We start from the raw sequence: 20,294 nt of genomic DNA, 5'->3' as shown, positions 1-20,294 counted from the left end.
GATGGAAAACACGTTAAAGCAGTTTATTGATCATAATATACCGCAGTTGGAAACGACAATGTATGAACTTGTTGAATCAATACAAGCACCGGCACATTTGAAAGAATCGATGCTGTATTCATTAAAAGCAGGAGGCAAACGAATTCGTCCGTTATTTGTTGTGGCGGTTTGCGAAATGTATAATCAGTCTCTTGAGGCAAGTTATTCAGTAGGCTCTGCTGTTGAAATGATCCATACGTATTCGTTAATCCATGATGACCTGCCAAGTATGGATGATGATGAATTGCGCCGAGGCAAGCCAACGAACCATGTCGTATACGGGGAAGCATTGGCAACTTTGGCTGGTGACGCTTTAAACACATTGGCATTTGGTATTATCGCACGTCTAAATAATCTTTCTGCAGAAAAACGCATTGAGCTCGTTAACCTGTTAAGTATTGCGGCAGGTGCTGAAGGAATGGTCGGCGGACAAGTGCTTGATATGGACGGAGAAAAACGTCTATTAAATTTACAGGAGCTTGAAACGGTTCATGTTAATAAAACAGGCGCATTACTTCGTTTTAGTATTGAAGCGGGTGCCGTGCTGGCAAATGCGAGTAGTTCTGACCGTGTAGCATTAGTGGAATATGCGCACCATATCGGTTTAGCCTTCCAAATTCAAGATGATATTTTAGATATTGAGGGAACTTCGGAACAGCTAGGGAAAACAGCAGGAAAAGACGTTGCAAGCGAAAAAAGTACATACCCTGCTTTACTTACATTAGATGGTGCAAAGCAAAAGCTGGATGAGCATTATGAGCTGGCGATTGAAGCATTGCAAAAAATCGACACTGATACGACATTGCTTCGACAATTTGCACAGTATATTGTGAGACGTAGTAACTAAAATGTGTTAAACTTTTGTCTTGTGTTGTACATTGATATAATAGAAAAATCACAACGGTGAATAAACTGATGAAAAGGTGTGTGGATGAGATGGATTTAACTAAAATTTCTAGTCCATCCTTTTTGAAAGACTTGAATAAAAAGCAACTAGAAGCGCTGGCTGGAGAAATTCGCGCTTTCCTGATCGAAAAATGTTCAATTACGGGTGGTCATATTGGCCCGAATTTAGGTGTCGTTGAGCTGACGATTGCACTGCATAAAGCTTTTAACAGTCCAAAGGATAAATTTTTATGGGATGTCGGGCATCAAGCATATGTCCACAAAATTTTAACAGGCCGGGCAAGTCAATTTGACACATTGCGTCAATATAAAGGACTATGCGGTTTCCCGAAGCTTGTCGAAAGTGAACACGATATGTGGGAAACAGGTCATAGTTCCACATCTTTATCTGCAGCGATGGGTATGGCTGCAGCGAGAGATATTAAAGGGGACAAAAACTTTGTTGTTCCGATTATCGGTGATGGTGCACTGACAGGCGGTATGGCACTGGAAGCATTGAACCATATTGGTCATGAAAAAAAGAATATGATCGTTATTTTAAATGATAACGAAATGTCGATTGCACCGAACGTTGGGGCATTGCATGACGTTTTAGGGCGTCTGCGTACGGCAAAGGAATATTCACGTGCAAAAGAAGATTTGGAATCATTAATACACAAAATTCCAATGGTTGGCGACAAGCTGGCCGCTACTGCTGAACGTGTGAAAGACAGCCTAAAGTATTTAGTTGTATCAGGTGTATTCTTTGAGGAATTAGGATTCAAATATTTAGGTCCGATTGACGGGCATGATTTTGAGGCACTGGAAAAAACATTGGAATATGCGAAAAAAGTGCAAGGTCCTGTACTTGTTCATGTATTGACGAAAAAAGGTAAAGGCTACAAACCTGCCGAAGACGATACAATCGGTACTTGGCATGGTACGGGTCCATATAAAATGGAAACAGGTGCTTTCGTAAAGTCTTCAACAAAAGGTCCGGCGTGGAGCAGCTTGGTCGCGGAATCGGTTCGTAAATGCATGAAGGAAGATAACCGGATTGTAACGATTACACCGGCAATGCCTGTCGGTTCAAAACTTGAAGGCATTCAAAAAGACTTCCCGAATCGCTTCTTTGATGTAGGGATTGCCGAACAGCATGCAACAACAATGGCGGCTGGTCTTGCAACACAACATATGAAACCGTTTTTATCAATTTATTCGACATTTTTACAGCGTGCGTATGACCAGGTGCTGCATGATATTGCACGCCCGAATTTAAATGTTTTCATCGGTATCGACCGTGCAGGCCTTGTAGGCGCGGACGGCGAAACACATCAAGGCGTATTTGATATTTCGTTTTTACGTCATATCCCGAATATCGTCCTGATGATGCCTAAAGATGAAAATGAAGGTCAACATATGGTGAAAACAGCAATTGATTATAATGATGGTCCAATCGCACTTCGTTACCCTCGCGGCAATGGCTTAGGTGTTGAGATGGATGCGGAAATGAAAGCATTGCCGATCGGTTCATGGGAAGTGTTGCGTGAAGGCTCGGATGCAGTAATTCTGACATTCGGTACAACGATTCCAATGGCATTGAAGGCAGCGGAACAGTTAGCATACCAAGGTATTGATGTGCGTGTTGTTAATGCGCGTTTCATTAAACCGATGGATGAAGCGATGCTGCATGAAATTATGCAGGAAAACTTGCCGATTTTAACAATTGAAGAATCATTGCTGCAAGGCGGATTTGGTAGTGCAGTGCTGGAATTTGCATTTGATAAGAAATACCGCAATGTTCAAATTGAACGTATCGGGATTCCGGATGAATTTATCGAGCATGGTGAAGTTGATTTATTATTAGAAGAAATAAACGTGACAGCTGAAGAAGCGGTAAAACGTATTACACAGCTTGTACCGAATAAACAGTCGGATAGGGTTAAATAAAGAATGACAAAGCAAAAAAAAGAACGAGTAGATGTAATGCTTGTTGAACGCGGTTTATGTGAGACGCGGGAAAAGGCAAAGCGCTCGATTATGGCTGGTCTCGTGTTCTCAAACGAAATCCGCATTGATAAAGCAGGGGAAAAAATCGAAATCGATGCACCGCTGCAAGTAAAAGGTTCACAGTTAAAATATGTGTCACGAGGCGGATTAAAGCTGGAAAAGGCACTTGAAATTTTTGATCTATCTGTAGAAGGTAAGCTAATGCTTGATATCGGTTCATCAACAGGCGGATTCACGGATTGTGCACTGCAAAACGGTGCGCGTCATTGCTATGCACTGGATGTTGGATCGAACCAGCTTGCATGGAAAATCCGTTCAGATGAGCGTGTAACGGTTATGGAAAAAACAAATTTCCGTTACACAAAGCCGGAAGATTTAGTAGAAGGCTTACCAAGCTTCGCTACAATCGATGTTTCATTCATATCGCTATCATTGATCCTGCCTGTATTAAAAACGGTTTTAATGCCAGGTGGCGATGTTATGGCACTTGTAAAGCCGCAATTTGAAGCAGGTCGTGAAAACGTAGGGAAAAAAGGGATTGTTCGTGAACCGAAAGTCCATTTAGACGTTTTAGAAGAAACAGCCAAAATGGCAACGGAAATCGGATTTGTTGTAAAGGATGCTTCATTTTCACCGATTACAGGCGGGGAAGGGAATATTGAATTTTTATTCCATCTATATAATCCGCATGACGGTGAAGAGGTAGAAGCCTTCACAAATTTCGAACAAGTCGTAAAAGAAGCGCATATGCAGCTGAAATAAAGGAAAGCACAAAACAGATTCTTATGGATTTGTTTTGTGCTTTTGTTTATTTATGGACATATTAAAAGAGGCATACATTTTTGCTGAAAACGGGAGTTGATTGGAATGGAGGGCGGCGACTCCTAGGGGAATAGCCCGTGGGAGAGACTACAGGCTCGAGCCGGGCCCCTGGAAAGCGTCCGCCCGCAATGGAAATCAACGGACTTTGTAAAGGAGTGTTCTATGGAAACAGGACAAAATTTATGCGAAATTTGCAGATTTTACTTTTTATTTTCATGTAGAAAACAGTCGAAAAAAACGGATTTTTGAACATATGTACGGTTTTTTCTTGTTTTTCCTTTATGCAAATGGTAGTGTAAATATACATATATTCCTATACATTTTAATGAGGTGACTTTTGTGAACAAAGGACAGCGCCATATACGCATCCGTGATATTATTACAAATAACGAAATCGAGACACAGGACGATTTAGTCGATCAGCTGAAAAATGCCGGATACAACGTCACTCAAGCAACGGTTTCACGAGATATTAAAGAATTGCATTTAGTTAAAGTACCGTTACAGGACGGACGTTATAAATATAGTTTACCAGCAGACCAACGTTTCAACCCAATCCAAAAATTGCATCGTTCGTTGGCAGATGCTTTCGTTTCGATTGATGGAGCGTCACACTTTTTAGTAATGAAAACGTTGCCAGGGAATGCAAATGCAATCGGATCATTATTGGACCATCTGGACTGGTCGGAAATTTTAGGTACGATTTGTGGGGACGATACGATTTTAATCATGTGTCGCACAGAGGACGAACGTGAAGAAATAAAAAATCGCTTATTAGATATGCTGTAAACCGAGGTGGAATGGTTTGTTAAGAGAATTAAGCATTCGAAATTTTGCTATAATTGATGATTTAACCGTTAGTTTTTTCGGTGGTCTAACTGTTTTGACAGGTGAGACAGGTGCCGGAAAATCAATTATTATTGATGCGGTTAATATATTGGCTGGCGGACGCGGCTCAACCGAGTTTATCCGCCACGGAGAAAAAAAGGCGGAGCTTGGCGGATTATTTCATGTGAATAATAGTCAGCATCCGATTTTTGCGAAACTCGAAGAACATGGGATTGAATCAGAAGAAGATACGATTATTTTACGACGTGATTTGCATGATTCAGGAAAAAGTGTTTGCAGAGTGAACGGCAAACTTGTTCCATTATCTGTTTTACGGGATATTGGCGGCAGTTTAATCGATATTCATGGGCAACATGAAAATCAGGAGCTTATGGATGAAAAATTCCATATCAATTTACTGGATCATTATGCACATAATAAGCTTCAGCCGGTGAAAGCGAAGTACGATGAAGCGTATGAAGCATACCGCCAGTTAAAAAGAGAAGTGGCCGAGCTAAGTATGGACGAGCAGCGGATGGCACAGCGCATTGATTTATATCAATTCCAAATTCAGGAGCTGGAACAGGCCGGTTTAAAAATTGATGAAGAAGAGGCATTAGATGAAGAGCGTCTCCGTTTAATGAATTTCCATAAAATATTTGAACGTGCGAACATTGCATATTCAGCGATTTCCGATGATGGAACAGGACTGGATTTCATCGGTAATGCGATGAATGCACTGGAAGATATTGTAGCGCTTGATTCGAATTTCAAAGAAGCTTCAGAAGCGGTCACTTCCAGCTTCTATGCATTGCAGGATGCGGCATATCAGGTGAAAAATGTGCTCGATGATTTAGAGTATGACGCAGAGCGTTTGAATGAGGTCGAGCAGCGTCTTGCTTTATATCAAACTATGAAACGTAAATATGGTACGACAGTTGAAGAGATTTTAACATATCATGAAAAAATTGAGGAAGAGTTAAGCCAGCTTATAAACCGTGATGAAACATTGCAGAAAAATGAGCAATTGCTGGCGAAAATGGAAGCAGATCTAAATAAAATTGCCGAAGAATTGACGGCAATCCGCAAAGAAAATGCGATTAAGCTAAGTGATGCCATTATGAATGAGCTGCGTATGCTTCATATGGAAAAAGCGCAGTTTATCGTTAAATTCGAGCCATTGAATCAGCTGGACGCGAACGGCAAGGATTTTGTCGCATTCTACATTTCTACAAATGTTGGGGAACCACCGAAGTCGCTACCTAAAGTCGCTTCCGGCGGGGAACTTTCGCGTATGATGCTGGCGCTGAAAACCATTTTCTCTTCATCAAATGGCATTACATCGATTATTTTCGATGAAGTCGATACAGGTGTAAGCGGCCGTGTCGCTCAGGCGATTGCTGAAAAAATTGCTGCAATTTCAGTGAATTCACAAGTTTTATGTATTTCTCACTTGCCGCAAGTTGCCGCAATGGCGGATCATCATTACTACATTAAAAAGCAGGTTGAACATAACCGTACATTTACATCAATTACGGAAATGGAAGAAAAGGAACGAATTGTGGAAATCAGCCGCATGATGAGCGGGGCCGAAATTACAGACCTGACATTACAACATGCTTCAGAATTAATTCACATGGCCAATGAACGTAAGGAAATGATGAATTAAATATACAAAAACCGTCTAAAATTATTAAAAATTTTAGGCGGTTTTTTATTTTTTTAAACGTATAAGTTTCAAGGTCGCGGAGCAGCAAGGATTACAATGAATACATTCTAATTTTTCCTCATATCAACAAAATTTTTCCGTTCATAACTCCGTCAAATTTTCACATAGTAAGCGCATAGAGGAGGTGAAGGATGATTAAAAAATGGTCGATACTCGTTGCATTGCTTTTTATGTTATCACCAATAGAAGTATTGGGGAAATCATTAATTCCAATGGGCCATTCAATTGGCGTTCAGTTGGAGATGCCTTATGTAATGGTTGCACAGGACGTATTATTGGAAAATAGTGAGTGGTTGAAAAAGGGAGAACATATTTTAGAACTTAATGGTGAAAAAGTAAGCCAGTTAGAAGACATTGCCGGCAAAGGCGAATCATTTACACTGACCGTTGAAAATGGAAAGCAACAACGAGAGATCAACGTATCAGGTCATGAACTGGTGCATTTAAAACCATTTTTGAAAAGTGAAACAGATGGAATAGGGACGTTAACGTATATCGATCCTGAAACGATGGAATACGGAGCGCTAGGGCATCAAATTGTAGATTCTACAATGAAGCAGCCTCCGAAATTCAATGATGGTGCAATCTTTGAAGCATCAATCTCACAAGTGAAGAAAAGTACGCCTGGACAGCCAGGGTACAAAATTTCAGTTGTAGATAAATCACAAATGCCACTCGGTTCAGTTATAAGCAATGATGTATACGGTATTTTTGGTAATTGGAAACAATCATTACATGACAGTTTGCATCCGCCGCTGGAAATTATACATGCAAATGAGTTAAAAAAGGGAAAAGCACAAATCTTAACGGCAATCGACGGGGAAGAAGTCAATTTGTTTGATATCGAAATTGACAAACAAACGGATAACACGTTTACTTTCAATGTCGTCGATGAACGTCTTATAAAGAAAACGGGCGGTATTGTTCAAGGGATGAGCGGAAGTCCTATTATACAGAATAACCAGTTCGTTGGTGCGGTAACACATATGTTTATCGAAGAACCAACAAAAGGTGCCGGTATTCTTGTTATTGAAATGCTGAAAAAGAGCCCGTACTAAAAATACTTTAGACTATACTTTTTAATAAAGTGTAGTCTTTTTTTGATTTTTTCATTACAATAGTACATGATGATAAATCGACAAATGATGAACCATATATTTCCTTGTCGAGAAACAGAGAAAAGATACTACTTGTTACTTATTTTTTATGAAAGAAAAGGAAATATAGTAATTCTGTCGAAACTTCACTAAAGGACAATGCAAAATAAGAGAGATCGAAAGACAACTGTCGCTCATTTTTGTTACAATTGTATTACACAAGAAGTTTGGACATTTGTAAGAAAGCTCATACAATTTGCCATTGTAATGAATATATAAAAGATAGAATTATAAAAGGGGGATTTTGTTTGTCAAAGGTGAAAATTGCGATTGCTGATGATAATCGCGAATTAGTTAAAATGATGGAAGTTTATTTTACGAATCATCCGCAAATTGAAATTGTTGCAACAGCATCTAACGGAAAAATCTGTATTAAAATGTTGGAAGAGCATAAAATCGATGTTCTGTTATTGGATATTATTATGCCGCATTTGGATGGACTGGCTGTATTGGAAGAGATGTATAACGATGAGCGTCATACACAGACTCAAGTCATTATGCTAACTGCTTTTGGCCAAGAAGATGTAATGAAGCAGGCTGTGAATTTCGGCGCATCTTACTTCATGTTAAAACCTTTTGAATTTGAGCAGCTTGTTCAAAAAATTCTGCATTGTGCAGGAAAGAAAGTCGAACAGGAAAAACGTGTACCGGTGTTATCAACGAGTACCCCTGCAAAAATGGACACACGCTTATTGGATACAACGATTACAGGCATCATTAAAGAGATTGGTGTACCTGCACATATAAAAGGATACGCTTATTTACGTGAAGCGATCCAGATGGTTTACAATGATATTGAGTTACTAAGTTCGGTTACAAAGATTCTATATCCGGAAATCGCGAAAAAATTCGGGACAACCCCGTCACGTGTGGAACGTGCTATTCGCCATGCCATTGAAGTAGCCTGGAACCGTGGCAGCTATGAGAACATTTCGGAACTGTTCGGCTATACAGTGCACCATATGAAATCAAAACCGACTAACTCGGAGTTTATTGCTATGATTGCGGACAAAATCCGTATTGAAATGGTAGCGAGTTAAACGTTGGTATGACTGCGTTTCTAGCGTACAGGCTATCGGAGAATGATATTATAAATATCGATTATCTAACGAAAATAATAGCGCCTTCTAAGACAGTTTATTACGACTGTTTTTGGAAGGCGTTTTTTCTATGGAATTAAGTCCGTTTTTAATCGAAAAGATTGAACATGTTCGATTGGTTTCTCAAAAAAGACGATGAGTTCATATGAAGAGTCAATCGTTAATACTTTTTGCAAGTTTCTTATCGGATTCATACATTATTGACGATCTTTCGCAAGTAACAACGGAGCATGTGCGAGCTTATATTCGTTCAATTGAATAAAGAGGCAAGTTTGAAGTAAGCGCTGCGGAAAATCCTGTTAATTATCCTGAGCGTAGAGGTGATTACGGTAAGGCAGTAAGCAAAACGACAATAGCGAATTATGTTCGCAACATTAAAGCGTTTTTTTCGTATCTATTTAACAAGCAAACTACGTAAAATCCGTTAAAGAATAGAAAATCGTTATATAGATAGCAATATATTTTTGACCGATCGTAGTTCGAAACATCGATTAGGAAGTGTGTAGAACGTTCTTGAAGACTTCAAAACACACCAACTCTTGAGGTTTGCCCGGGATGCACCATTACATAAAACTGTGCAGCCTTTATAAAATTTCGCTATAATTCTTCAAAACTATCCGATTAATCATCCTCAATATTATCGATTAGCATTAGTTTTAACGCGCGTTTGCACTTGATATGCCAAATCAATCCTTTGGTTAGCAGTTTTTTAACGTCGATATTATCGGTATTAGCGATTAATATCCGTAATTTTTTAGTGCGTACTTTATGGAGCCGTATATCGTCTAAACATTTCCTTTTCTCAAGCTCATTCAAGTTAGCACCTCATTTAGTTTGGTTAACATTACCACATTGAGGATACATTTACACTATAAATCTCATTTATACGAAGTGAAATTTTACTAAGCAGGTAGTTATCCATCACGAATCAATTTAATTTAGCGCATGTATAAAATGGTGGAATAGTGCATCATGTGAGAATAATATCGACTAACTTAGAGTTTATCGCAATGATCACGGAGAAGATCCGTATTGAAATGGTTGCGAGTTAATTATTAGTAGTTTGATTATATTTCGGCTCGTAAACTTATTTTTTATTACGAGAACATTACTTTATTAATAAAGCCTTCTTAAACAGTGTCATTCGGCGGTTTAAGAAGGCTTTTTTTTAGTATTATACTGTTCCAAAAGAATTATCCATCCTCTCCGCTATAAAAGAAATGTCTTCATCAACGAATATGAATGTATCCTTGATAATTACATAACTATCGACAGCTTGCGCTAGATGCTCGTCATTTTCCATTATCTCTTTCAAATCTTCACTAACATAGTAGCAGTCTTCCGAACTATCATAAGAGCAGTCTTCTATCTCACTTAATTCGGCTTCCTTAAAGTATTCATCCATTTTCTTCAAAATGTTATATAATTTCTTATCAGAGAAATACTTATATTCACTGCCATCAAACATCTGAATATATAAATATTTGAACTTATATTCACTCCATAGTTCATCCTCATTCATAAGGAACAGGAAAAGAAATCTTTCCTCTGGTTTATCATTTCTATAATAGATTTTCTCAGTATTCAACTCATAATTTTTAATTCTTTTTAGAAAAAGCCTTTTGTTATCAAGTACAATAACACTCATTTCATAATCATCCTTTTACATTCATTGGTAATTTATGAGTATTTTAACCTAAAAGAAGATTTTTTAGACTTTGGGAAACTATAATTGTTGTAACTCACATTACACGTATAAAAAAATTTGTAATTTACGTTTAACAAAAAATAACAACGGGTAAAATTAGATAGCAAGGCTAAGAAATTCTTCGTCTTCGTTTTTACCTCCTTTCTTTGGATAATATGTTTGATAACGTATTATTCTTTTTGTGTCTAGCTGGTGCTGGACACTTTTTTTGTTGTCATAGGATTTTAATATTAATTTCACATTATTAATATAATTTCGCAGTAGAATAGGGGGACAACAATAAGGAGCGATGATAAATGAAACGATGGAAATTCGTATTGATCCTTCTCGGCGTCCTGACGTTTTTTCTGCTTGTAAGATTACCGCAAGACTTTGATGCATCTCCTACAACAACGGTCAATTCTCCGGATGATGTTGTAAAAAAATATAAAGAAGAACTACATGTTCAACGTGAAACGTGCTATAACGATATATTGCTGCTCGGTACATTAAGCGATACACAGCTTCAAACGATGGAAATGGAGCTTGAAAATTATTTAAATGAGCTGGGTACATTAAGAAATGAGATTATCGAAAATAATATAAACCATCAAAACTTAACCAATTCAATCGAACTAGATATTTTAATGATCAATCGTACACTTAGGGCTATTGAAACACGGGATGAAAAATATTTAAAAGACCTGTCAGATATGTATCATAATTTACTCCAATTCCAACGTTCACTATAATAAAATATTTTAGTTGTTTCTCACTTATGAGGCAGATACTTTTCGACTAATTTGATGGATATGCTAAAAAACCTCCTTACAATCCAATTTTTAACTAAACAATTATCAAAAATATGTATATACTGTAATGTAAGAGGAGGTGGAATGGCATGGTTATTCATGAAAATCACTTTTTTGAAATAATAAAAAATGATGGGAAAGTATATTTGCTAACACGACAGCCTGGTTTTATGCTAAAAGACTTCGAAACGATTGTGCGCCAAAATCCTCGTATTAAACTAACGAATTTTGCATTATTAAAAGAGGGACTAAATGAAGTAAGTGACACCCCTGTTGAAATCGGTATATGGCTTCCATCGATTGTAATCGAAATATCCCGAGATAAAATGTCGGCATCGCTTTTTCTATATGAGACAGCGGAGTATATAAAAGAAAATGTACAATCTATACAGAAAAAGGTTCAGAAGCTGTTAGCTGAAGATAATATCACACACGGGGTTTTAAATGTGCAACTGGAATCCATTGTCACTGCGAAAGCAACATTGATTGCGCAAGGAACACCACCTGTCAAAGGGGAAGATGCACAAATTACCTACTTAGAATTACCTGAACGAAAACCGGTTATAAGGGAAGATGGCAAAGCGGATTATTATGATATGAACTTCATTTATGAAATTGAAGAAGGCGCATGGCTTGGTGAAAAAGTTCATGCACAGCCAGGTATCCCGGGAATAAATATTTATGGGGAATCGATTCCTGCTCCTTTGGGGCGAGATGTGCCGTTGAAATATGACCGAAAATCGGCCTATGAAGTTGAAGAAGAAGGTAAAACGGTACTTCGCTCGAAAATTAGCGGGGTAGTTGAAGAACACCAAGGAATGGTGAGTGTGAATCAGCATTTACCAATTGTCGGTGATGTCGGCATCGAAACCGGAAATATTGAATTTAATGGATCTGTCTCGATTAAAGGAACCGTCCAACCAGGATTTTCCGTTGTTGCAAATGGTGACATTTCAATCGAACATCTAGAAGGTGTATCCGGCGCAAAACTGATTAAGTCCCTTTACGGAGATATTTTTATTCGGGGAGGCATATTCGGGTTAGGTGAAACACTTGTAGAAGCTGCCGGGGATATATTCGTTAAACATGTAAATGACGCGCATCTAGTCGCAGGTCAAAATCTGAATATTGGATTTTATTCATTAGGTTCGAATTTATCCGCACATTCCATTTTGGTTGATGAACAGAAAGGGAAAATCATCGGTGGAACAGCAATCGCAAAAAGTACAATCGTTTCGGCATTTACAGGAAACCGACTGGAAAGACCGACTGAATTAATCATTAATAGCATAAACAAATCACAATGTCTTGAGGTCATCCAATACAAGGCATCGCTGCTAAAATCAATGCAGGAAGATATGATGCAGCTCGAGGAACAAATAGAACGCATCCTACCTGTTATACATACGTTAACACAACGACAATTGACGGCACTGGAGCTAACCAAACAAAAGCTCGCTTCCAATAAAGAAACAGCGCAAAATTTAGATCGGGAAATTAAACAATTAATGAACGACTTGCGCAAAGTTAGTAAAGCAGAGATTCATGTGACGAAAGAAGCATATCCTGGTACATATATACAGATTGGCAAAAAGTCCACTGTTTTAACGTCTATAACAAATGGACGATTTTTAATAGATAATGGAGAGTTGAATGTATAATGAATAACATACCCATTTTTGCCCACCGAGGGGCATCAAGTTTTCACTTAGAAAATACGTTTGCTGCCTTTAAAAAAGCGAAAGAACTTGGGGCAGATGGCATTGAACTGGATCTCCAAGTTTCAAATGATGGTATTTTAGTAGTATTCCATGACAACGACTTAAAGAGACTGGCCGGTATTAACAAAATGGTTAATCAGTGTTCTTATGAGGAGCTCATTCACTATAAATTAGGTCCGCGGTTTAAACGGCTCTTTCGTCGTGACCGGATGATTGCCTTTGCCGATGTACTGGATTGGGCGAATGCCGAAAATATTGCGTTGAATGTAGAGCTGAAAGAGTCGCTATTAACGAATGAGCATGTTCTGAAGGAATTACTGCAAACGATCAGCTTACCTGTAAACAGCCATTTCTCGTCATTCCACGATTCTTTGTTAAAAATTGTAAAAGAGATTCGCCCGGATATCGAGACAGCGTATATTATTACGAGAAAATTCTATTGGGCCACAATAGCGGAGCAAAATTTCTTCGATGCAATTCATGCACATAAACGCTACTATAAAAGTCAATATTTAGAGGCTTGCAATACAGCCAATATCGGCATGCGTTTTTACGCAATCCAGGGAAATGAATCTTTCTTAAAAAATCCCCATTCGATTGTAAAAGGGTGGATTACGGATTTTCCGCATTTAGTTCAGGAAGCCCAGAAAAATCGACAAGTTTGATTTGTTAAAATGGAAAATGGAAGTAATTACCTGATTACTTTTAGCTTAATAATTTTGTGGAAGCCCACAATAACATTACTCTTCTTGAGTGGAGAATTAACTGAATATACGAAAAAAATCAAATTTCCCTGTTAGGAGAAATTTGATTTTTTTCTGTCTTTATTTCTGCCAGCGCTCCGATACTTTACCGCGCTTGCGATCCCTGTACAGTAAAAACCCTGCAAAAAATAAAAATGAAACGGCAAAAAATATGGCACCGACGATGAATTGTAACCAAATCCATGGAAATGGTGAAATTAAAATACCGAATAATGTATCTCGCATAAATTTTATCCCGGCAGCCATTAAAATTGCGGGAATGACTAGTACGATAAATGCAGCCATACGTGCCATTTACAGACCTCCTCCAGACAAAAAAGCAGTAATTGAAACAATGTCTCAGATTATTTTAGTATCACTTAATTTTACAATGCAGGCAGAGAAAGTCAATAATCGGGTATAGATTCATAGAATGGAAATATGAAATTAGCGCAATAAAACTAAAATTACTATACTGAAATAGTGTTTTTAAAAGTATTTTCGCACGGTTTTCCGGTATATTTTCAGGTAAAAATTGTCCGAATATTCTAATTTAAGTCAAATTAAGGATTTCTAGTTGCATCCTTTTAGATTTATAAGTATTGTAAAAATAACGATAATAAAATTATACAAATTTAAGTATTTATTATCTTTAATTAACAGAAAATAATAATATACGAGAAAGTAAGCGCTTTCTTGAGTGGAGGGGTATAGTGTTATGGAAATTTTCAAGTACATGCAGAAATATGATTTTGAACAAGTAGTCTTTTGCCAAGATGAGGCATCGGGGTTAAAAGCGGTTATTGCTATTCATGATACAACATTGGGTCCAGCTCTTGGGGGTTCGCGCATGTGGACATATGCCTCAGAGGAAGCAGCTATTGAAGATGCACTTCGTCTAGCACGTGGTATGACTTATAAAAATGCGGCGGCAGGCTTAAATTTAGGTGGCGGTAAAACAGTTATTATTGGAGATCCGTTCAAGGATAAAAATGAAGAAATGTTCCGTGCATTAGGACGTTTCATTCAAGGTTTGAATGGTCGATATATTACGGCAGAAGATGTAGGTACAACGGTTGCAGATATGGATTTAATCCATGAAGAAACAAATTATGTAACAGGTATTTCACCGGCATTCGGCAGCTCTGGCAATCCATCGCCAATTACAGCGTATGGTGTATTTTTAGGGATGAAGGCAGCAGCGAAAGAAGCGTTTGGAGATGACTCGCTGGCAGGCCGTAAAGTAGCGGTTCAAGGTCTTGGGAATGTTGCGTACACATTATGTGAATACTTGCATAATGAAGGAGCGAAACTAATCGTAACTGACATTAATCAGCAAGCAATCGACCGTGTCGTTGCAGATTTCGGAGCGGTAGCTGTAGCACCTGACGAAATTTACGCACAAGATGTGGATATTTTCTCTCCATGTGCTCTTGGCGCAATTGTCAATGATCAAACGATTCCGACTTTAAAAGCGAAGGTTATCGCTGGATCTGCAAACAATCAGCTGGCAGAATCAAGACATGGTAAAGTACTGCATGATTTAGGGATTGTTTATGCACCGGATTACGTGATTAATGCAGGCGGGGTTATTAACGTAGCAGATGAGCTATACGGTTATAATCGCGAGCGTGCAATGAAGCGTGTTGAAACGATCTACACAAGCTTGGAAAAGATTTTTGCTATTTCAAAAGAAGAAGATATTCCAACTTATTTAGCAGCAAACCGTTTAGCAGAAGAGCGTATTGCTCGTGTAGCGAAATCCCGCAGTCAGTTCCTTCAAAACGAAAAAAATATTTTAAACGGTCGCTAAGAAGCGATTACGAAAGAAGAAATTGATTTTGTAACTGGAAAAAGGGGTGTCGGTTATGGCGAAAGATTATGATGTCGTTATTTTAGGCGGAGGCACAGGCGGTTATGTAGCCGCGATTCGTGCGTCACAGCTCGGATTGAAAACGGCAATCGTCGAAAAAAATAAAATGGGGGGTACATGCCTGCATGCGGGCTGTATTCCTACAAAAGCATTGCTCCGAAGTGCGGAAGTATATGTACAATCGAAAAAGGCACTTGATTTTGGAGTGGAAGTAAATGATGTCAAAATCGACTTTGAACGTGTCCAACAAAGAAAGGCTACCGTTGTAGATAAGCTTTACAAAGGTGTCCAGCACTTAATGAAAAAAGGAAAGATCGATGTGTATGACGGTTTTGGCCGCATTTTAGGCCCATCTATTTTCTCTCCGATGCCAGGTACGATTTCAGTGGAAATGAATGATGGGACTGAAAATGAAATGCTTGTGCCGCAAAACGTCATCATTGCGACGGGTTCACGCCCTCGAACATTGGACGGATTGAAAGTTGACGGGAAAAAGGTATTCACATCAGATGAATTCCTGACAATCGAAAAGCTACCGAAGTCGGCTATTATTATCGGTGGTGGCGTAATCGGTGTCGAATGGGCGTCAATGCTTACTGATTTCGATGTCGAAGTTACGATTATCGAGCTAGGTGACCGTCTGTTGCCGACTGAAGATGCAGCAATTTCCGCAGAGATGCTGAAATCTTTGAAAAAGCGCGGGGTAAACGTTCATTTCAATGTAAAACTCGATCCTTCGGCAATTGATACAAAGGAAAATGTATCACTACAAGTGAATGATGAAACCATTTCAGCGGAAGCACTTTTACTTTCAGTTGGAAGGGTAGCGAACACGTCAAACATCGGCTTGGAGAACACGGAAATCGAACTGGAAAAGGGATATATTTCAGTAAACGAACATTTCCAGACGAAAGAACGTCATATATATGCTATAGGAGACGTTATCGGCGGAATGCAGTTGGCACATGTTGCTTCACATGAAGGAATTCGTGCTGTCGAGCATATTGCGGGACAGAATTCGATTCCACTGCATTATGCAAATATTGCACGAGGCGTCTACAGTAATCCGGAAGTTGCAAGTGTCGGCCTTACGGAAGAGCAAGCGAAAAACAACGGCTATAAAGTTGTGACAACAACATTCCCGTTTAAAGCGATCGGTAAAGCGATTGTTTATGGTGAAACAGCAGGCTTTGTGAAAGTAGTTGCGGATGAAAGTTCGAATGATGTTGTCGGTGTCCATTTAATCGGACCGCACGCAACGGATTTAATTTCCGAAGCTGCACTTGGCTTGTTCTTAAATGCCTCACCATGGGAAGTTGGACAGATGGTGCATTTGCATCCTTCGTTGAGCGAAATTATTGGGGAAGCCGCGCTGGCGATTGAAGGCAAAGCAATTCATTTTTAACAGTGACAAGGGGGTATTTTATGACGGACACTAATATTACACATGAACAATTGGGATTAACGGATGAAGATGTACTGAAAATGTACGAAACAATGTTAATGGCACGCCGTATTGATGAGCGGATGTGGCTGTTAAACCGTGCAGGCAAAATACCATTTGTTATTTCATGCCAAGGACAGGAGGCGGCTCAAGTAGGTGCTGCCTTTGCCCTTGATCATACAAAGGATTATATTGCGCCGTATTATCGTGATATGGGGGTTGTCCTTCATTTTGGGATGACAGCAAAAGATTTAATGCTTTCGGCGTTTGCGAAAGCAGAAGATCCGAACTCTGGCGGGCGTCAAATGCCGGGGCATTTCGGGCAAAAGAAAAATCGTATACTTACGGGTTCTTCTCCTGTAACGACACAAGTACCGCATGCGGTCGGTGTTGCACTTGCAGGAAAAATGCAGCAAAAGGACTTTATCACATTTGTAACACTCGGTGAAGGTTCGTCAAACCAAGGTGACTTCCATGAAGGAGCAAACTTTGCGGGCGTACACAAATTGCCGGTTATTATCATGGTAGAAAACAACCAATATGCAATTTCTGTTCCGGTAGAGCGTCAACTGGGCTGTGCACAAGTATCAGACCGTGCAATCGGCTACGGGATGCCTGGTGTAACGGTAGACGGCAAAAATCCGTTGGAAGTATACAAAGTGGTGAAAGAAGCGGCAGATCGTGCACGTCGCGGTGAAGGGCCTTCATTGATCGAAACAGTTTCGTTCCGATTGACAGCCCATTCTTCGGATGATGATGATCGTCAATATCGTACAGCTGAGGATATTGCAGAAGGAAAAGCGAAAGACCCGATTATTTTATTTGAAACATACTTAAAAGACAACGGTATAGCGGACGATGCGCTATTGGAAGAAATGAACAAAAAAATTATGGATACTGTCAATGAAGCGACAGATTATGCAGAAAATGCAGCCTATGCCTCGCCAGAACATGCATTGCGTTTTGTGTATGCGGAAGGAGAAGATGCGTAATGCCGGTAATTTCTTATATTGATGCGATTAACTTAGCGATGAAAGAAGAAATGGAGCGAGATGACCGCGTCTTCGTCTTAGGTGAAGATGTTGGGTTAAAAGGCGGCGTGTTCAAAGCGACAACAGGCCTGTATGACCAGTTCGGCGAAGCGCGTGTACTGGATACACCGTTAGCGGAAAGTGCGATTGCGGGTGTTGCAATCGGTGCAGCAATGTACGGCATGCGTCCGATTGCTGAAATGCAGTTTGCGGACTTTATTATGCCTGCTGTAAACCAGATTGTTTCGGAAGCGGCGAAAATTCGTTACCGTTCAAACAATGATTGGAGCTGTCCTTTAGTTGTGCGTGCGCCATTTGGTGGGGGAATTCATGGTGCCCTTTATCACTCACAATCGGTAGAAGCGATGTTTGCTGGGACACCTGGTTTGAAAATTGTCATTCCTTCAACACCATATGATGCAAAAGGACTGTTAAAAGCAGCCATTCGCGATCCGGATCCGGTACTATTTTTCGAACATAAACGTGCATACCGTCTTATTAAAGGCGAAGTGCCGACAGATGATTATACATTGCCAATCGGAAAAGCCGATGTGAAGCGTGAAGGTGATGATGTCACAGTCATTACGTACGGTCTTGCAGTACATTTTGCATTGCAGGCAGCAGAACGTCTGGCAAAAGACGGCATCGAAACGCACATTTTAGATTTGCGTACCGTTTACCCGTTAGATCAGGAAGCTATTATTGAAGCGGCTAGAAAAACAGGGAAAATCCTTCTTATCACAGAGGACAATAAAGAAGGCAGCATTATGAGTGAAGTGGCAGCCATTATTGTAGAGCATTGCCTATTCGAACTGGATGCACCGATCAAGCGTCTTGCGGGACCGGATGTACCTGCAATGCCATACGCACCAACAATGGAAAAGTTCTTCATGATTAATCCTGACAAAGTAGAAAAAGCAATTCGCGAACTCGCTGAATTCTAGTTAATAGAATTGGGATTGTTTAAGAATCCTAAATAAACAGCAAAGGCCTATTAGTTAAAGGGGGATTGTTTAATGACAATTCAAAATATCGTCATGCCGCAACTTGGAGAAAGTGTGACAGAAGGTAAGATTGAACGCTGGCTTGTCCAAGTGGGAGATAAAGTAAACAAATATGATCCATTAGCAGAAGTAACAACAGATAAAGTTAATGCCGAAATCCCTTCTTCGTTTGCAGGGGTAATTACAGAGTTAATCGCAAACGAAGGCGAAACATTGCCGGTAGGCGCAGTTGTATGCGCGATTGAAGTGGAAGGCTCTGAAATGCCGCCAGCACCGGCAGAAAAAAGCTCGAAAGTCAGCTCGGCAATTCTAAATGCCGGCTCACAGAAGAAAGAAGAAGAAAAACCGTCAGCGAAAAAAGAAGACAAACCGGTGCGCACAGAACGCAAGCCTGGTCGTTTTTCACCTGCTGTTTTAGCATTGGCGAATGAACATGATGTCGACTTGGCCCAGATTACCGGCACAGGTGTCGGCAATCGGATTACAAGAAAAGATGTTGAAGCTTATGTTGCTGCAGGTAAGCCGACAAATCAGGATATTTCGAATGACGAACAACCAACAGCATTCGCGGAGCCAAAACAAGAATCATCTTCTCAAGCGTCAGCACAAGGTACAACACAAGCTCCGGCAACTGCTCCTCAGCCTAAACAGGACATTCCTGTTGCTGCTGGAGATATTGAAATTCCGGTTACGCAAGTGCGTAAAGCGATTGCGAAAAATATGCTGCGCAGCACACATGAAATTCCGCATGCATGGATGATGATGGAAGTTGATGTGACAGAACTTGTTGAATACCGTGACAGCATAAAAGAAGATTTCAAGAAAAAAGAAGGATTCAATCTGACGTATTTTGCATTTTTCCTAAAAGCGATCTCCCAGGCGCTAAAAGAATTCCCGATTATCAATTCGGTTTGGGCGGAAGATAAAATCATTCAAAAGAAAGATATTAATTTATCGATTGCTGTAGCTACTGATGATGCATTATTCGTGCCGGTCATTAAAAATGTCGATGAAAAATCGATTAAAGGCATCGCGAAAGAAATTCATGAATATGCGCATCTTGTACGCAACGGAAAACTGAAATTGGAGCATATGCAAGGTGGTACATTTACAGTCAACAATACCGGATCATTTGGTTCTGTTCAGTCAATGGGCATTATCAATCATCCACAGGCAGCAATTTTGCAGGTGGAAAGTATTGTAAAAAGACCTGTAATAGTACAGGGTAATATGATTGCTCCACGCTCTATGGTGAATTTATGTTTATCTTTAGACCATAGAATTTTAGATGGTATGATTTGTGGTAAATTCTTATCTCGTGTGAAAGAAATTCTCGAAAATGTCGATAAACAGAAGATGTCAGTCTACTAAAAACGCCGTGAAAGCCTGTAAAATAAGGCTTTCACGTT

At 39.5% G+C, this 20,294-nt stretch carries 18 protein-coding genes; 15 read left to right on the top strand and 3 right to left on the bottom strand.

Features of this window, described 5'->3' with window-relative positions; all coding sequences use genetic code 11:
* Position 1 precedes the first annotated feature (1 nt).
* From B5473_RS17750 to spo0A, 7 genes are all read left to right on the top strand, one after another.
* Positions 2–886, top strand: a complete 885-nt coding sequence (locus B5473_RS17750) for a polyprenyl synthetase family protein (protein WP_079527594.1) — start codon at positions 2–4, stop codon at positions 884–886.
* 89 nt (positions 887–975) lie between these two features.
* Positions 976–2,874 (top strand): 1-deoxy-D-xylulose-5-phosphate synthase, encoded by a 1,899-nt coding sequence (dxs, locus tag B5473_RS17745; RefSeq protein WP_079527592.1) that lies wholly within the window; start codon positions 976–978, stop codon positions 2,872–2,874.
* 3 nt (positions 2,875–2,877) lie between these two features.
* Complete coding sequence (locus B5473_RS17740) at positions 2,878–3,696, top strand: TlyA family RNA methyltransferase (RefSeq protein ID WP_079527590.1); 819 nt, start codon at positions 2,878–2,880, stop codon at positions 3,694–3,696.
* 399 nt (positions 3,697–4,095) lie between these two features.
* Entirely contained in the window at positions 4,096–4,545 is a 450-nt protein-coding gene (ahrC, locus tag B5473_RS17735; protein ID WP_079527588.1) for a transcriptional regulator AhrC/ArgR, read from the top strand.
* Positions 4,546–4,561: 16 nt separating this feature from the next.
* Positions 4,562–6,253 carry a DNA repair protein RecN gene (gene recN, locus B5473_RS17730; RefSeq protein ID WP_079527586.1) on the top strand — a complete coding sequence of 564 codons (1,692 nt, stop codon included), beginning with the start codon at positions 4,562–4,564 and terminating at the stop codon, positions 6,251–6,253.
* Positions 6,254–6,444: 191 nt separating this feature from the next.
* Positions 6,445–7,371, top strand: a complete 927-nt coding sequence (locus B5473_RS17725; protein ID WP_079527584.1) for a SpoIVB peptidase S55 domain-containing protein — start codon at positions 6,445–6,447, stop codon at positions 7,369–7,371.
* Positions 7,372–7,718: 347 nt separating this feature from the next.
* Positions 7,719–8,510 carry a sporulation transcription factor Spo0A gene (gene spo0A, locus B5473_RS17720; RefSeq protein ID WP_079527582.1) on the top strand — a complete coding sequence of 264 codons (792 nt, stop codon included), beginning with the start codon at positions 7,719–7,721 and terminating at the stop codon, positions 8,508–8,510.
* A gap of 128 nt (positions 8,511–8,638) precedes the next feature.
* On the opposite strand, the gene B5473_RS21130 is transcribed toward spo0A, so the two are convergent.
* Both B5473_RS21130 and B5473_RS17710 read right to left on the bottom strand, forming a co-directional pair.
* Complete coding sequence (locus B5473_RS21130) at positions 8,639–8,764, bottom strand: hypothetical protein (protein WP_303047326.1); 126 nt, start codon at positions 8,762–8,764, stop codon at positions 8,639–8,641.
* Positions 8,765–9,744: 980 nt separating this feature from the next.
* Positions 9,745–10,218, bottom strand: a complete 474-nt coding sequence (locus tag B5473_RS17710; protein ID WP_079527578.1) for a DNA polymerase III subunit alpha — start codon at positions 10,216–10,218, stop codon at positions 9,745–9,747.
* A 356-nt stretch (positions 10,219–10,574) separates the two neighbouring features.
* On the opposite strand from B5473_RS17710, the gene B5473_RS17705 reads away from it, so the two are divergent.
* The 3 genes from B5473_RS17705 to B5473_RS17695 all read left to right on the top strand — a co-directional run bounded on the left by B5473_RS17705 (position 10,575) and on the right by B5473_RS17695 (position 13,455).
* Positions 10,575–11,009, top strand: coding sequence for a hypothetical protein (locus B5473_RS17705; protein ID WP_079527576.1), 435 nt, complete (start codon positions 10,575–10,577; stop codon positions 11,007–11,009).
* 149 nt (positions 11,010–11,158) lie between these two features.
* On the top strand, positions 11,159–12,730 hold the full coding sequence (locus B5473_RS17700) for a DUF342 domain-containing protein (RefSeq protein ID WP_079527574.1): 1,572 nt from the start codon (positions 11,159–11,161) through the stop codon (positions 12,728–12,730).
* Entirely contained in the window at positions 12,730–13,455 is a 726-nt protein-coding gene (locus B5473_RS17695; RefSeq protein ID WP_079527572.1) for a glycerophosphodiester phosphodiesterase, read from the top strand. The genes B5473_RS17700 and B5473_RS17695 overlap by 1 nt, the downstream gene beginning before the upstream one ends.
* A 159-nt stretch (positions 13,456–13,614) precedes the next feature.
* Here B5473_RS17695 and B5473_RS17690 read toward each other — a convergent pair whose 3' ends face one another.
* A complete protein-coding gene (locus B5473_RS17690) occupies positions 13,615–13,848 on the bottom strand; it encodes a DUF2627 domain-containing protein (protein WP_079527570.1) in 234 nt (77 codons plus the stop codon).
* Between the two features lie 403 nt (positions 13,849–14,251).
* Between B5473_RS17690 and B5473_RS17685 the strand changes: the two genes are divergently transcribed.
* The 5 genes from B5473_RS17685 (at position 14,252) to B5473_RS17665 (ending at position 20,256) form a co-directional block, all read left to right on the top strand.
* Positions 14,252–15,346, top strand: a complete 1,095-nt coding sequence (locus B5473_RS17685; RefSeq protein ID WP_079527568.1) for a Leu/Phe/Val dehydrogenase — start codon at positions 14,252–14,254, stop codon at positions 15,344–15,346.
* A gap of 55 nt (positions 15,347–15,401) precedes the next feature.
* The gene (gene lpdA, locus B5473_RS17680; RefSeq protein WP_079527566.1) at positions 15,402–16,811 is read left to right on the top strand and encodes a dihydrolipoyl dehydrogenase; all 1,410 of its coding nucleotides are present in this window, start codon (positions 15,402–15,404) and stop codon (positions 16,809–16,811) included.
* Between the two features lie 20 nt (positions 16,812–16,831).
* The gene (locus B5473_RS17675) at positions 16,832–17,842 is read left to right on the top strand and encodes a thiamine pyrophosphate-dependent dehydrogenase E1 component subunit alpha (RefSeq protein WP_079527564.1); all 1,011 of its coding nucleotides are present in this window, start codon (positions 16,832–16,834) and stop codon (positions 17,840–17,842) included.
* The gene (locus B5473_RS17670; RefSeq protein WP_079527562.1) at positions 17,842–18,825 is read left to right on the top strand and encodes an alpha-ketoacid dehydrogenase subunit beta; all 984 of its coding nucleotides are present in this window, start codon (positions 17,842–17,844) and stop codon (positions 18,823–18,825) included. The genes B5473_RS17675 and B5473_RS17670 overlap by 1 nt, the downstream gene beginning before the upstream one ends.
* A 72-nt stretch (positions 18,826–18,897) precedes the next feature.
* On the top strand, positions 18,898–20,256 hold the full coding sequence (locus B5473_RS17665; protein ID WP_079527560.1) for a dihydrolipoamide acetyltransferase family protein: 1,359 nt from the start codon (positions 18,898–18,900) through the stop codon (positions 20,254–20,256).
* The last annotated feature ends 38 nt before the right edge of the window (positions 20,257–20,294 follow it).

Origin of the sequence: Solibacillus isronensis (assembly GCF_900168685.1) — a bacterium.
Taxonomy (GTDB): domain Bacteria; phylum Bacillota; class Bacilli; order Bacillales_A; family Planococcaceae; genus Solibacillus; species Solibacillus isronensis_A.
Note: the sequence above shows the minus strand (reverse complement) of the source record. Positions and strands in the feature narration are given on the sequence as shown.

Coding starts and splice junctions, on each gene's coding strand:
- B5473_RS17750 (WP_079527594.1), top strand. CDS start 2: ATGGAAAACACGTTAAAGCAGTTTATTGATCATAATATACCGCAGTTG.
- B5473_RS17700 (WP_079527574.1), top strand. CDS start 11,159: ATGGTTATTCATGAAAATCACTTTTTTGAAATAATAAAAAATGATGGG.
- B5473_RS21130 (WP_303047326.1), bottom strand. CDS start 8,764: ATGAATCCGATAAGAAACTTGCAAAAAGTATTAACGATTGACTCTTCA.
- B5473_RS17690 (WP_079527570.1), bottom strand. CDS start 13,848: ATGGCACGTATGGCTGCATTTATCGTACTAGTCATTCCCGCAATTTTA.
- B5473_RS17670 (WP_079527562.1), top strand. CDS start 17,842: ATGCCGGTAATTTCTTATATTGATGCGATTAACTTAGCGATGAAAGAA.
- B5473_RS17710 (WP_079527578.1), bottom strand. CDS start 10,218: ATGAGTGTTATTGTACTTGATAACAAAAGGCTTTTTCTAAAAAGAATT.
- B5473_RS17740 (WP_079527590.1), top strand. CDS start 2,878: ATGACAAAGCAAAAAAAAGAACGAGTAGATGTAATGCTTGTTGAACGC.
- B5473_RS17675 (WP_079527564.1), top strand. CDS start 16,832: ATGACGGACACTAATATTACACATGAACAATTGGGATTAACGGATGAA.
- B5473_RS17695 (WP_079527572.1), top strand. CDS start 12,730: ATGAATAACATACCCATTTTTGCCCACCGAGGGGCATCAAGTTTTCAC.
- B5473_RS17705 (WP_079527576.1), top strand. CDS start 10,575: ATGAAACGATGGAAATTCGTATTGATCCTTCTCGGCGTCCTGACGTTT.
- B5473_RS17725 (WP_079527584.1), top strand. CDS start 6,445: ATGATTAAAAAATGGTCGATACTCGTTGCATTGCTTTTTATGTTATCA.
- dxs (WP_079527592.1), top strand. CDS start 976: ATGGATTTAACTAAAATTTCTAGTCCATCCTTTTTGAAAGACTTGAAT.
- B5473_RS17685 (WP_079527568.1), top strand. CDS start 14,252: ATGGAAATTTTCAAGTACATGCAGAAATATGATTTTGAACAAGTAGTC.
- lpdA (WP_079527566.1), top strand. CDS start 15,402: ATGGCGAAAGATTATGATGTCGTTATTTTAGGCGGAGGCACAGGCGGT.
- B5473_RS17665 (WP_079527560.1), top strand. CDS start 18,898: ATGACAATTCAAAATATCGTCATGCCGCAACTTGGAGAAAGTGTGACA.